At 30.8% G+C, this 12,764-nt stretch carries 14 protein-coding genes; 2 read left to right on the top strand and 12 right to left on the bottom strand.

Annotated elements, in window-relative coordinates:
• Window positions 1–5: 5 nt before the first annotated feature.
• The 3 genes from Q0870_RS00675 to Q0870_RS00665 are packed head-to-tail and all read right to left on the bottom strand — an operon-like array spanning window position 6 to window position 3,124.
• The gene (locus Q0870_RS00675) at window positions 6–1,175 is read right to left on the bottom strand and encodes an efflux RND transporter periplasmic adaptor subunit (RefSeq protein ID WP_298550145.1); all 1,170 of its coding nucleotides are present in this window, start codon (window positions 1,173–1,175) and stop codon (window positions 6–8) included.
• A gap of 22 nt (window positions 1,176–1,197) precedes the next feature.
• A complete protein-coding gene (locus Q0870_RS00670; protein ID WP_298550144.1) occupies window positions 1,198–2,517 on the bottom strand; it encodes a TolC family protein in 1,320 nt (439 codons plus the stop codon).
• A 1-nt stretch (window position 2,518) separates the two neighbouring features.
• Entirely contained in the window at window positions 2,519–3,124 is a 606-nt protein-coding gene (locus Q0870_RS00665) for a TetR/AcrR family transcriptional regulator (RefSeq protein ID WP_298550143.1), read from the bottom strand.
• A gap of 126 nt (window positions 3,125–3,250) precedes the next feature.
• On the opposite strand from Q0870_RS00665, the gene Q0870_RS00660 reads away from it, so the two are divergent.
• Window positions 3,251–4,225 (top strand): polyprenyl synthetase family protein, encoded by a 975-nt coding sequence (locus Q0870_RS00660; protein ID WP_298550142.1) that lies wholly within the window; start codon window positions 3,251–3,253, stop codon window positions 4,223–4,225.
• Entirely contained in the window at window positions 4,225–4,575 is a 351-nt protein-coding gene (locus Q0870_RS00655; RefSeq protein ID WP_298550141.1) for a hypothetical protein, read from the top strand. The genes Q0870_RS00660 and Q0870_RS00655 overlap by 1 nt, the downstream gene beginning before the upstream one ends.
• Window positions 4,576–4,600: 25 nt before the next feature.
• On the opposite strand, the gene Q0870_RS00650 is transcribed toward Q0870_RS00655, so the two are convergent.
• From Q0870_RS00650 to Q0870_RS00610, 9 genes are all read right to left on the bottom strand, one after another.
• The gene (locus tag Q0870_RS00650) at window positions 4,601–5,032 is read right to left on the bottom strand and encodes a hemerythrin domain-containing protein (RefSeq protein ID WP_298550608.1); all 432 of its coding nucleotides are present in this window, start codon (window positions 5,030–5,032) and stop codon (window positions 4,601–4,603) included.
• A gap of 363 nt (window positions 5,033–5,395) precedes the next feature.
• Complete coding sequence (locus Q0870_RS00645) at window positions 5,396–7,396, bottom strand: TonB-dependent receptor (RefSeq protein WP_298550140.1); 2,001 nt, start codon at window positions 7,394–7,396, stop codon at window positions 5,396–5,398.
• 90 nt (window positions 7,397–7,486) lie between these two features.
• Window positions 7,487–8,335: a hypothetical protein gene (locus Q0870_RS00640; RefSeq protein WP_298550139.1), complete on the bottom strand. Its 849-nt coding sequence runs from the start codon at window positions 8,333–8,335 to the stop codon at window positions 7,487–7,489.
• A gap of 109 nt (window positions 8,336–8,444) precedes the next feature.
• On the bottom strand, window positions 8,445–8,840 hold the full coding sequence (locus Q0870_RS00635; protein ID WP_298550137.1) for a hypothetical protein: 396 nt from the start codon (window positions 8,838–8,840) through the stop codon (window positions 8,445–8,447).
• Window positions 8,841–8,906: 66 nt separating this feature from the next.
• On the bottom strand, window positions 8,907–9,689 hold the full coding sequence (locus tag Q0870_RS00630; RefSeq protein ID WP_298550136.1) for an ABC transporter permease: 783 nt from the start codon (window positions 9,687–9,689) through the stop codon (window positions 8,907–8,909).
• Entirely contained in the window at window positions 9,682–10,389 is a 708-nt protein-coding gene (locus tag Q0870_RS00625; protein WP_298550135.1) for an ABC transporter ATP-binding protein, read from the bottom strand. Before Q0870_RS00625 ends, Q0870_RS00630 begins: the two co-directional genes overlap by 8 nt.
• Complete coding sequence (locus tag Q0870_RS00620; protein WP_298550134.1) at window positions 10,383–11,618, bottom strand: nitrous oxide reductase family maturation protein NosD; 1,236 nt, start codon at window positions 11,616–11,618, stop codon at window positions 10,383–10,385. The genes Q0870_RS00625 and Q0870_RS00620 overlap by 7 nt, the downstream gene beginning before the upstream one ends.
• A 7-nt stretch (window positions 11,619–11,625) precedes the next feature.
• Window positions 11,626–12,066, bottom strand: coding sequence for a nitrous oxide reductase accessory protein NosL (locus tag Q0870_RS00615; protein WP_298550133.1), 441 nt, complete (start codon window positions 12,064–12,066; stop codon window positions 11,626–11,628).
• A 58-nt stretch (window positions 12,067–12,124) separates the two neighbouring features.
• Complete coding sequence (locus tag Q0870_RS00610; protein WP_298550132.1) at window positions 12,125–12,721, bottom strand: hypothetical protein; 597 nt, start codon at window positions 12,719–12,721, stop codon at window positions 12,125–12,127.
• Window positions 12,722–12,764: the final 43 nt, after the last annotated feature.

The following is a 12,764-nucleotide window of genomic DNA, read 5'->3' as shown; positions in this document are numbered from 1 at the left end:
ATGGTTTATACGTCTAATACTTTTACAGTTTGTCCATTTTTTACACTTCTGGCACCTTCCTGAATAATTTCAGTTCCATTTTCAATACCTTTTAAAACTTCGATGACATCGCCTTGTGTTTTTCCTGTTTCTATAATAACACGCTCAGCAACACCTTCTCCATTTGCATTTTTGGTGTTAACAACATAAATATATTGTTCTCCATTTGCATTTTCTGATATTATACTTTGCGGTATTAAAAGTGCTTTCTCATTAGTGTAATCGTTTATTTTAACCTTTGCGGTAAGATTCGGTTTTATGCTTCTGTCTTTATTTGGTACTCCTATTTCAACTTTAAATGTTCGGTTTGCAGGATTGATAAAATTGCCAGCTTGTCTTACTTTGGTATTTATCGTTTTTCCTAAAACAGGGAATTCAACTTCAACATCTTTGTTTTTGGTGACATTAGAAATGTAACGTTCTGGGACGTTAGTCTCAATATACATGTCTTGTAAATTTACAATGCGTATCAGTTGTGATTGACCAGCTCCAACAACACTACCTTGTTCTGTAATAATATCATCAATAGTACCTGTAAAAGGAGCTCTTACTATTGTTTTTCCTATTTGTTGTTTGATTTGCTTAACAGCTTGCTCTTGCGCTTCATAAGTTGATTTAGCTTGTAAAAATTGAATTTCACTACCTATTTTTTGATTCCATAAACGCTCTTGACGCTCAAAAGTGGTTTTAGCTAAACTTGCTTGAATTTCTATCTGTGCCAATTGTTGACTCATTCCGCCATCATCAATTTTTGCTAAGGTTTGTCCTTTAGTTACTTTTTGTCCTTCTTTAACATAGACACGAGTTAAAATCCCTGAATATTCTGGAAAAATAACTAGATTGTTTTTTGTGCTTACGTTTCCTTGAAGTTCTAAATAGTGATTAAATACATTCAACTTGGCTGTAAAAGTTGTGATTAGAGGTACTTTTTTGGTTGTATCCAACACAGCTATTTTTTCATCTAATTGCTTTAGTTGCTCGGTTATTTCTTGCTGTTTAGCAACAATTTCACCTCTTTTTAATCTGATTTTTTCTAAGTTTTCAGTCGCTATAACATCTTCGATAGATTGTTTTTTGTCTCCTCCGCAAGATGCAAGTAGTAGCGTTATAATTAGTAGTGAAAATAGATTCTTCATTTTTTATTGTTTTTTGAGTTGATTATTTTATTGTGTTTAATACCGTTTCTAATTCAGCTTTTTTGTTTATAACGTCAAGCATAGCTTGTAAAAATTCTTGTTGACTTGCATAAAGTTGTGTTTGTGCCTGTCTCAAATCAAAACTGGAAGCAATCCCTTCAAAATATTTAGTTTGATTTTTTTTCTCAATGCGTTCTGCTAAGTTTAAGTTTTGTTTTTTATTCTCGTAATCTTCGATAGCAAATTTATAGTTGCTTTTTGCAGATGCCATTTGAAGTTTTAATTTTTGTTCAGTTTCAGTTAGGTCGTCTTCGGCTTTTTCAAGATTTATTTTAGCACGCTGTGTTCTTGCACTTTTTAATCCAGAACCAAATATTGGAATGTCTAACGTAAAACCAAAAGAAGCAATTCCTGCCCAAACTTGGTCATTATTTAAAAACCTAAATTTTTCGTTATTTCCAATATATGAGCCAGATAAATAACTACTTAAGGTTGGCAATGCTCTACTTTTTTCAAGTTTTAAGAGTAACTCTTTAGAGATTTTATCGTTTTTAGCAATTTTATAATCAATATTTTCTTCAATATTTTCATCAGCCTCTAATAAAGAAAGTATGGTATTTTGAGCTGCTAAACCAATCAAATTATCCGAAAGCGTAGTTTTGTTGTTTATGTCTAAACCTAATGTAATATTAAACATTTGATAGGCAAGATCTTTCAGACGAATTGTGTTACTCAAGCTACTCTTTACTCCAGATAATGTAATTTGTAATTGTTCTACACTTTCTTCCTCACCAAGCCCGTTTTCAAATATTTTAGTAGTTTCATTTAAGTTTTTTTCTAATACTAAAATATTTCGTTCAAAGATGCCTAAACTTTCTTCGGCTAACAAAACATTTCCGTAGGCATTTATTACTGCTTTTCGGATTTCTAAATCTGTTTTTTCCTTAGCATTTTTAGAGATTTCTAAAAAAACCTTGGCAGACTGTAAACCAACTAAATAGCTGCCATCAAAAATAAGTTGGCTTAATGTGGCTGTAGGCGTAACGCTTTGTTTAGCGCCAAAATCGACAACGCCGTCGTTATTAAAGTCAATACCAGGAAATTGTTGTTTTATATTGTTTACATAGCTAATACTTCCATTAATTTGAGGAAGACCAGTAGCTATGGTTTCCCATTTTTGTTTTTCGGCGGCTTTAATATCTAGTGCTGCGTTTTTAGAGGTTCTATTGTGTTCTAGTGCATAATCTATAGCTTCTTGTAATGTGAAACTTTGAGTGTTTTCCTGCGAAAACAGGGCAATAGAACTTATTAAACTAAAAACTAAAATTAGTTTGTTCTTCATTTTATGATTGATTTGATGTTATAAATTTATTTAATGTTTGTAACCCTTTTTCGGTAACAATGGCTCTTAAGTGATATTCTAAGTAGCTTTCCATAAGGTAATCCATAGTGTAAATCTCTTTTGGAAATATGGCATCATCTTTTATGCCCATCATGCCATTAAAATACATTCTAGAGATAAAATCGACATTAATGTTGGACCTGAACAGCTTAGTGTCAACTCCTTTTTGAAGACTATCTTTAACGGAATCGTGCATTTTTTCAAATTGCTTAAATTTTAAGACATGGTGTATCTGAGGGTAATATTTTTTAAGCTGAAATTGAGGTGATGTTTGCTCATTTTTTAAGTGATGCATCACAAACATTTTGATATCGTACAATTCCTCTATTGGGTTATTTGAAGCTTCGCAAATGCCATCAATACCATCACAAATAGTGTCAAAAAGCTCAAAAGTGACAGCTTCAACTAATTTAGTTTTATTAGCAAAATGTACGTAAATGGTTTTTTTAGATATTCCCATTTCTTGAGCAATATCATCCATTGTAACACTTTTAAAACCTAATTTTAAAAATAATTCTGCCGATTTATGTATAATTTTTTCTCTCATATTTCCGTGCAAATATAAGTATGGAAACTATGAAAACAAAAAAAGTTTCCAAAGTTTTAATGTTTTTTTAACATATCCCTTACTTTGAAAATTTTTAATTATGCCGAATTAATCTATTTTTGTTTGATGCTTTCAATAGAAAAATACCAAGACCAATTTATTTCTTATTTACAAGAATATTCAACCGTTACTGAGCCTAAAAACCTATATGAACCTATTGATTATATTTTAGGTTTGGGCGGAAAACGTTTACGCCCTGTTTTGACTTTAATGACTGCTGATATTTTTAACGGCGATTACAAAATAGCATTAAATGCAGCGTTAAGTATTGAAGTTTTTCATAACTTTTCGTTAGTTCATGACGATATTATGGATGATGCACCCTTGCGAAGAGGTGAAGAAACTGTGCATGAAAAGTGGGATATTAATACAGGAATTCTTTCGGGAGATGCTATGCTAATTATGGCATATCAACTTTTTGAGAATTATGAAGCGAATACATTTCAATCTTTAGCTAAATTATTTAGTAAAACTGCCTTAGAGGTTTGTGAAGGCCAGCAATATGACGTAGATTTTGAAACCAGAAACGATGTAACAATCCCTGAGTATTTAAAAATGATTGAGTACAAAACAGCTGTATTAGTTGGTGCTGCAATGAAAATGGGGGCTATTGTTGCTGGAGCTTCAAGTGAAGATCAAAATAGTATTTATGAATTTGGACGAAATTTAGGTATTGCTTTCCAATTACAAGATGATTATTTAGATGCTTTTGGCGATCCTAAAACATTTGGTAAGCAAGTTGGAGGGGATATTATTGAGAATAAAAAAACCTATTTATATTTGAAAGCTTTAGAATTTTCAAATGATACTGATAAGATTGAATTAAGTCAGCTTTTTAATTCTATTCCAGAGGATGTAGCTACTAAAATTGAGGTTGCAAAACAGTTTTTTGTCTCTACGGGTTCTGCTGATGCTACAAAAGAGGCTATAAAAGATTATACAACTAAAGCTTTTTTAGGTTTGGACTCTTTAAACATTTCTGAAGATAAAAAAGATTTGCTTAAAACCTTTGGCAGTAATTTAATGAATAGAGCGGTTTAATGCAGTTACCAAATACTTTTGAAACTTTAATTGAAGAAGCCAATCAATTAGATTTATACAGAAAATTAATTCTTCAACTAAATAAAGATTTTCTTTTGGCTAATATAGATTTGGATTTTCATGAGGAGGTTTTACCATCAAGTTTAAAATTGATGCTTCATGAAACGGTTTATAAATTAATTCAAGAGAAATTTACTGACTATTTGAACTTGCTATACATAATTGATGTTCCAGAAAAAGCAGTTAAAGCTTTAAATGGTGATGATACTTTAAAACTTTCGGAAGATGTAGCTTTTTTAATATTAAAACGCGAATGGCAAAAAGTGTGGTTTAAAAATAAATATTCCTAAACCACACGTTTTTATTCAATCTAATTTAGATAAAGCTTTGCTCTAATTGCATTGCTTTAGGGTGTAAAATATTGTTTTCCAAATGAATGTGTTGATGCAAATCTTGTTCAAATTCATCTAGTTTTGCATACAAAGCTTTAAATGTATTACATGCACCTTCAGGTGGCGTGTAATTATTTGTAAGTTGTGCTATGGTTTTAAAAATATCACCTGCAGATTCATGCTCTTCTTCCATCATTCGTATTGGATTATCTACTGAGCCAAATTGTGGTTTTTCAAAATCTAAGTTTCCATTTTTTACTTTTAGTAATTTTTTAATATATGGAAATAATATAAGTTCTTCCTTTTTTAAATGAGCAGCCAACTCATTCGCAACTTCAGTGAAAAGTTTATTAATTTGAATGACTTCTGCGTAATGATGCCCATGAACTTTTGCAACACGATTTGAATATTGAATAATTAACGGAATGGACTCTTCAACGTAGGTGTGATGAATATTAACAATATGGTCAATTAAAAAATCAAGATTCCATGAGTTATAATCATAAGCCTTAGGTGCATCGTCAACCGCTAAAATCTCAGACTTTAATGTTTCGTAGTTTAGCTGATTTTTTTCACATGCTTTTTAAATACATGAGCGGTTTTTATATTTCTGAAACAACTTCGGCTACTGTTTTATTTTCTATAGTGTTCATAATTTAAATAGTTTTTATAAAAAAGATATTTTTATCTTTTTTATGATAAGCCAAAAATATTCATTCAAAAAACGTATAAATATGACTTTTGTTAGCCTTTTATATTATTTTAATTTGCCTTAAATCTAGAATACAATAAATGAAGCGTTCATATAGAAATTTCGTCCTTGTCTCGGGATATTATTCCAATCAGCGTATGTTGAATAATTAGTGTCAAGTATATTTTCGATACCATATTTAAAAATGAGTTTATTATGATTAATGTAAGCTACATTTCCTAAGTTGAGGTTTAATACAGTATAAGAAAGGGTTTCATCTTCTCCATAAAATGGGCTGTATTTGGTTTGGTTACCATTACCTTCAAGTTGTAAAATGGCATTAAATTTTGCTGTACTATAATTGACTTCGGCTAAATAAGAAAATGGTTTTATTAAAGGTAGGTTTTTATTATTGCTACCACTTCCATAATTGTATCCAATAGAACTGTTGAACGAGAATGCATTAGAGAAGTCTATACTAGAATTAAAATATATATTGAAAATAGAAGCGTGATTAAGTGCGTTGTAAACTCGAACACCATTAGCACCAATAGTCATTGGGCTAATACTATTATCAATTTCTCCAATAATATAGTTTGAAATATGAAAGAAAGAAGATTCAATTCCTAAGGAAATGGTATTGAACTTATAGTTTGTTTTGGCATTAATTTCGATAGCTTTTTCATTTTTTAAGTTTGGGTTTCCTATATAATCGTACCCATCGAAACTATTAAATAAAAAATTTCCATAGCCTTCACTTACTGTAGGGGCTCTTTCTCCGTAACCAATACCAAAAACAGCATTCCAGTTTTCTTTTTTATAGGTGTAATCTGTAGATAAACTTGTTAAAAATCGAGTTTGAGTATCTTCGAGTTTAGGGTAAAATATCCTTAAACTATTGAACCCCAATTTATTTGCAATTTTGTTTTTATGATAGCCTAATCGTATACCTGCTGAAATCGTTTCGTTTTCATTTAATGCAATGTTATCCTTAACAAATAACCCCGAATAGAGTGTTCTAACATCTGGCCAAGTGTGCATAAACATATCTGGTTGACTTGTATCATTTGAAAACATGGTCATTTCCGCTAAAGAACGATTATAAAAACCATTTAGATTTACTAAAATGTTGTGCTTATTTTCTTTTAAAGTTGCTTTAGTATAAAATCCGTAAGTATCACTCCACCCCGGCATATCCATTCTTATAGGTACATCCGGACGTTTGGTGTCATCCATAATATGGGTTATGGTATTAAAATAGAGTTTGGTTTCTAAGGATTTAATGGTGGTTAATTCGTTTTTGTAAATATGTGTTGCCGAAGTAATTAAAGCTTCTGCTAGTGACACATCCATGGGAAGCGCTGGGTAGCCAACATCTGTGGCTTTGTCATAAATAATATGGGTTTCAATGGTATGATTAGTAGATAGCTTATAGCCACCATTTAGAGAGATGTTATATTTTTGAAATTGCGAATAGAGCACTTCTTGGTTTCCCCCAGCAGAGTAGTTGTTAGATTTTCTAAAAATACCATCTGTGGTTAAATAAAATTTATCTCCAGAATATTCTAAATCAAGACCTGCCGATTTATAATTCCCGTTAGTTTCATAACCTAAATCAGTACTTGTTTTTAATCCAGAATTATTGAATTTTGAAGCTGCTATTTGTAAATCAATACTACCACCTATACAATGTCCGTTTTCGGTACCCTCTTGACCAGAACTAACACTAATTTGTTTCAGGTTAGACACATCAACATAAGAGGTTATAGGATCCATTTTATCAGTACAAGCTCCAAATATTTGCATACCATTTATGGTAACATTTAATCTGTCACTGACCATATTGTTAATTGATGGTTCCCAAGCATAATTACCACGTTTTATCATAGTAACTTGGTTTGATTTTTCTAAATAGGCATCAACACTAGAGAGTGTTTTTTTTTGCCTGTAATTGCTCAATTTACGTTGCGCTACCAGAATTATTTGACTCAATTTGGTGGTGTCTTTGGCTGTAACCAAAGTGTCCTGTTGGGCAAAAAAAGAATGACAACAAAAACAGCAAATACCTATGTAAACAAGATGCTTCATGAGGTTGTTATTAATAAAAATGATGATTAACGAAGTTGCTTAAATATGTTTAAGCAACTTCATTAAATGAATTGAAAGAATTGGAATGTTTTAAAATTCTAATTCTAAATAAAGCGAACTTTTTTCATTTTGTTCAGTTACATCCTCTCCTTTTAAAATGTCGTCTGAACCATTTAAAAGTTTTAAATTAAGAAACCAATACCCCGTCATGGTTAAAGATAAGTTACCATGATACATGGCGTCATCGGCATTAAAGCTTAAATTAGTATTGTTTGGCGAACTATGATTTCCCATTCCTGGCATTCTAGGATCAAGCATGATTTTGTAATTCTCAACAGCTGGGAAAGACATCATGTTTTCCATTTTGTAAAGACCAACCATCATGTCATTTATGCCAATTGTTGGTTCTAATGGCTCAACAAGTGCAACTATGTATCGCTTGTCATCTGAGCCCATAAAGCTAGTTACGTTTTGTTTTTCTGCTTGAGAAACAGAAATAGTTTCTGTGACCGTATAATCAACGTTGTCAATAGAATAATTAACTGTTATGGACCATCCTGAACCATCTGTATTTGTCATTTGATATATTACTGAACCTGTATATAGCGTTTTCTTATCAGAAACCTTTGAGATAGTAGAATGAGGGCATGAGTGTTGCATCATTGGCATTTGCATTATTGGCATCCAAGAAATGCTAGCGTTTTCAAAGTAGGTTTGATCGTTATTATTTTTAATTCTAATATTTACATTGTTATAACCTGTTTGGAATGCACCTGTTTTACTATATAATTCAATAGTTTGATTATTATTAACAATGTCTTGTATTTTTATAAGACCTTCAGTTTCATTACTGGTTTTAGGAGATTCATCATCATCAGTTGAACAAGCTGTTGTAAATAAGGTAATAAAGATAATGGGAAAAATATATTTTAGTTTCATTTTTAAATGTTTTGTGTTTTATACGTATGTAAGTATCCTATTAACGTCATTAATAATGCGCTAACAGGAAGGGCAAAGCTCATGATTTGGCTTTTTTGAACAATAAAAATTAACTAAATATAGGAGGAGGTGTTTCTACCTTAAAAGATGTCTTAATAATCCGAGATGAATTATGAGGTATGATTGTTTGGGGTAAAATAAAAGTATTTAAACGCGTGTTAAAAGCATTATAAGAAACCAGGTAAAAAGTATCTAAAGAGGTTCTTTTATTTTCTTGAGTAGGAAATTCACTTGAAGTATCTGAATTATTTTTAGCAAGCTGTTTTTTTAAGTGACATTTACCGTTACACCCTTTCTGATTCTCTTTTTGAATACATAAAGTTTTGGCAATAAAATCTTGATTGACAACAAAGCTTCCAACAATAGCTAAAGTGTTTATATTGTTTGCTAACAATATAGTTATCAAAAGCAATGAAATGATTTTATATAAAAAACCTTTAATCATGGGGCTAAAATAGAATTTTTATATTTTTTAAAAGATGATACATGTCACTCAATTTGCTATTTTTTGTTAAAAATCTTTCTTTTTTGCTTTAAACGTAATTCTTAAAACTGGTAATACCACCCAAACAGTTAGCATTATAAAAGAGACAATCAGTCCAAAATTGGTTCCAAAAAATTGTTTAAAAACCGCTCCCGTGTATCCTAACAATGCAGAAATATCTAGCTTTAAAAGAATAAGTGTTCTTGATAAATCTATAGGATTTAGCATGGTACCAACTAAGGATAATTTATCTAGAGGATAGTCCTCAAACATAATTAATGTCATTAAAAATAAGCCGTCATAAATTACTGCTAGAAATAACCAAAGCAAAATAGCATACCCAAAACCTTTAATTTTATTTTCGTTTGATAGAGCGATATTAAAAGCTAAAGCCGTAAATATTAAGGTTAAAAATGTTCCAGTAATTAGTAATAATGAAAAATCCCAAATGGCACTACTTTTAAATAAACCATAAAACATAAATGGGATTCCTAAACCTAGAATTAAGCTCATAGAAAGTGATAAGGCAACGCCTAAATATTGTCCTAAAAAAATGGATGAACGTTTTAAGGGTTGCGCTAATAAAAGCTCAGTAAATTCTTTGGAATTATAATAATACATCACGCCAAAAATGGTGCCAATTAATGGGACAAGAATAATAATAACATTCATTAAAGTGATGACTGCTTTTGAAAGGTCGTTGTTTAAAAACAGTAACACAACGCCCAATAATAAATAAAAAGCGAAATATACATAACTCCAGCGGCTACGCATTAAATCGTAAAAACTATATTTTAATATTTTAAGCATGATTATCAGTTAATATAGACGCAATCGCATGTTCAAAATCGGGTTGATTGGTCTTGGTTTTTAATTTTTGAATGCTACCTTTAAAGTAGATTTTACCTTCGAGAATAAATACAATTTCATCTGAAATATCTTCAACAAAACTCATAATGTGAGAGGTAATGAGTATGGTTTTTCCTTTGGTTTTTTCAGTTTGAATTAAATCCTTTAATCTTATTAAAGAAATTGGGTCTAATCCCGTGGTGGGTTCGTCTAAAATAATTAGTGGACTATTAAACATAAAGGTTAAAACAATGTTTACTTTTTGTTTTGTACCTCCGGAAAGATTGCCTAGTTTTTTATCTAAAAAAGGTTCTAGTTTAAAGAGCTCTATTAATCGTTGGTCTTCGGTTGTAGATTTTCGTAAATCTTTAATCATTTTAATTAATTCTTTCACTTTTAAATTACTAGGAAAGTTTGCGATTTGTGGCAGATAATCAATTTTATGTCTGTAATCTGAGTTTTTTTTAATGTCTTCTCCCAATACGGTAATAGTTCCTTTATTAGGAATAACCATACCCAAAACTGATTTTATTAGCGTGGTTTTACCTGAGCCATTTGGTCCCAGTACTGCAAAAATTCCACCATCGGTAATGGTTAAATCCACACCACTTAGTACTTGGTTCTTTCCAAATTTTTTATGTAAATTTTCAATAGTTACCATGTTAGTTTTTTTATTTGTGGGTTGTTGTCTAATAAATCATCGGGTGTAAACACAGGAGATACTTTCTCAGAAAAATCAATAATATCTATAAACATACTACGCAATAATATGATGGTTTCTGGTGTGCGATTTACGATGTATGAAAACAGTTTTACAGGTCTGTAGGGTACATCCCCAATGCCATTTTTGTCGAGGTCGTAACCGGTATAATTACTCCAGTAGTTTTTATTAAATTCATTGTCGTTTACATTACTATTGTAAGCAATATCAAAAGAGTTGTACAAGAAGTTGTTTTCAATAAATTTATTAGTGTAGCATGCACCTTTTACTTTAATTGCCCAACCATTATTTGTAAATGTATTGTGTTTGTAATTAATACGGTTAGAGCCTTCTATGTTTATACCAATGGTATTGTCTTCAAAAATATTGCCTATAATTTCAGCATCATTTATTTCTTTTAGAAGCATGCCATAAGATGCTGTTCCCCAATTTTCTTTAAAAAGATTTTGATACATCTTAATTCGTTTTGAGAACATAACAGCAACACCAGCACCATTATTTTCAAATGTGTTGTTTTGGTAAGTGTCATCATTAGAGAACATAAAATGCAATCCGTAACGCACATTTAGTGTACTTACGTTGTTTTTAATTAGACAATCGTCAGAAAATTCTAAATAAATACCATCGCGAACGTGCTGAACAAAATTATGTTCTATTTGTATATTTTTACTGTACCACAATTGTATACCATTGCCTGAATTATATTCTTCCACAGCATCACCAATAATTTTATTGTGAAATACTTTTCCGTCTCTTGATTTTTCTATATAAATTCCGAAAAATAATTTTTCTAAAACTAAATTCTGAATGAAGAAATTTTTGCTTTTTTGAACTCTAATAGCTGCGTAATCTTCTGTATAACTTGTGCCAACATTAATGATGAATAAACCATCAACCGTAACATTGTCTGATATTATTGTGATGATTTCGCCTTTTAGTTCTCCATCAATTACTGGATACTTTTTACCAATAATGGTTAAAGGTTTGTTTATAATAATATTATACTCTTTGTAAGTGCCTTTTTTTACTATAATAGTATCAAAATCTTTAGCTTGTGTTATTGCATCTTTTAAAGATGAAATAGGGCAGCTTTTGCAAACTTCTATAGTTTGGGCAATAGTTGAGCTAGCCATTAAAATGGCAGCTATAAAACTGAATAGATGTTTCATATGATTACTAGTCTTTAAATTTTACTAGTAAGGTTTTCCAAGTGTACAAATCACCTCCTTTTTCAGTTTGAAACTGTTCAGCATCTGTTTTATTTTTGAAAGCAGAAAGGAAAGCTCCCATTGGGCTAGGGATATTTTTACTAATTAAAAATGTTGCTTTTGTGGCATCAATAAGTACTTCAGGTTCTGTATAGTTATTTGATAAATAAAGTTCTATTTCTGAAGTATCAACAAACTCCTTCATGAAGTTTATCATACATTCAGTAGCATCAAATTTATAAACTTTTCCTTTTTTGGTTACAATTTCTGCGGCATGAACTTTATCAACAATTGTCATGCTACAAAAATAACAACCATCATTTCTATAATCTATAGGTTTTGGAGATACATTACAGTTGAAAAATAACAAGAGTAGTGCAAGCGTTAAATAGTGTTTTAGTGTTTGCATTTTTTTAGTGTTTTAGTATTTTTTCGATTTCTAAATCCTTCCCTGAGAAAGGATTTTATTATGGGGAAAATATTTTTTTCTTTTTCTTACCTACAATATAGGCTAAAAATCCGGCAGCAATTCCTAATGCTAAAAATAGCGCACCAAATTGCGGATATGAATGTGCCTTAAAGTTTAAAATATCTTTAGATCCAAAAAGAGGAGGCTGAAAACCCATAACAGTACCATCTTTGTTTGTGAATTTCATAATGGCTTTCGGGTCTAAATTATGTCCGTAGTCATGTTCCCATAAATAGAAATCGTACATTCCAGCGGTACTCAAAACTAACATAAGTATAAACCACCCTAAAAACCATTTATAGTTGCCTTTCCATGCAATTAGTAAGCCTAATACGGTTGTTATAATTATTGCTACTGGAAAAACTTTAAACTCAGGTATAGCATCTGGTATATATTGCATACCCACATAATGATTCATTAAGTTAATGTTTTTAATGTCGTGTGGATGCACGTCAGAAAAATCATTTATATGAATATTCATTGCTAATGGTGTTGGGTATTGAGGGGCTTCTAGAGTAATTCTCCAAAGCGGAAAAAGAAATAATCCTAAAGGTAGCAATGCCGCTACAATCATAATGATATTTTGCTTTTTCATAATATTAAGTTTGAATCTTTGTAAGTTTAGTGTTTAAAAAAAT

Origin of the sequence: uncultured Algibacter sp., assembly GCF_947487575.1 — a bacterium.
Lineage (GTDB): Bacteria > Bacteroidota > Bacteroidia > Flavobacteriales > Flavobacteriaceae > Algibacter_B.
Note: the sequence above shows the minus strand (reverse complement) of the source record. Positions and strands in the feature narration are given on the sequence as shown.

What these genes read in the sequence shown, in the direction of transcription:
- Q0870_RS00675 (WP_298550145.1), bottom strand. Translation starts at nt 1,175, where the DNA reads ATGAAGAATCTATTTTCACTACTAATTATAACGCTACTACTTGCATCT.
- Q0870_RS00670 (WP_298550144.1), bottom strand. Translation starts at nt 2,517, where the DNA reads ATGAAGAACAAACTAATTTTAGTTTTTAGTTTAATAAGTTCTATTGCC.
- Q0870_RS00665 (WP_298550143.1), bottom strand. Translation starts at nt 3,124, where the DNA reads ATGAGAGAAAAAATTATACATAAATCGGCAGAATTATTTTTAAAATTA.
- Q0870_RS00660 (WP_298550142.1), top strand. Translation starts at nt 3,251, where the DNA reads ATGCTTTCAATAGAAAAATACCAAGACCAATTTATTTCTTATTTACAA.
- Q0870_RS00655 (WP_298550141.1), top strand. Translation starts at nt 4,225, where the DNA reads ATGCAGTTACCAAATACTTTTGAAACTTTAATTGAAGAAGCCAATCAA.
- Q0870_RS00645 (WP_298550140.1), bottom strand. Translation starts at nt 7,396, where the DNA reads ATGAAGCATCTTGTTTACATAGGTATTTGCTGTTTTTGTTGTCATTCT.
- Q0870_RS00640 (WP_298550139.1), bottom strand. Translation starts at nt 8,335, where the DNA reads ATGAAACTAAAATATATTTTTCCCATTATCTTTATTACCTTATTTACA.
- Q0870_RS00635 (WP_298550137.1), bottom strand. Translation starts at nt 8,840, where the DNA reads ATGATTAAAGGTTTTTTATATAAAATCATTTCATTGCTTTTGATAACT.
- Q0870_RS00630 (WP_298550136.1), bottom strand. Translation starts at nt 9,689, where the DNA reads ATGCTTAAAATATTAAAATATAGTTTTTACGATTTAATGCGTAGCCGC.
- Q0870_RS00625 (WP_298550135.1), bottom strand. Translation starts at nt 10,389, where the DNA reads ATGGTAACTATTGAAAATTTACATAAAAAATTTGGAAAGAACCAAGTA.
- Q0870_RS00620 (WP_298550134.1), bottom strand. Translation starts at nt 11,618, where the DNA reads ATGAAACATCTATTCAGTTTTATAGCTGCCATTTTAATGGCTAGCTCA.
- Q0870_RS00615 (WP_298550133.1), bottom strand. Translation starts at nt 12,066, where the DNA reads ATGCAAACACTAAAACACTATTTAACGCTTGCACTACTCTTGTTATTT.
- Q0870_RS00610 (WP_298550132.1), bottom strand. Translation starts at nt 12,721, where the DNA reads ATGAAAAAGCAAAATATCATTATGATTGTAGCGGCATTGCTACCTTTA.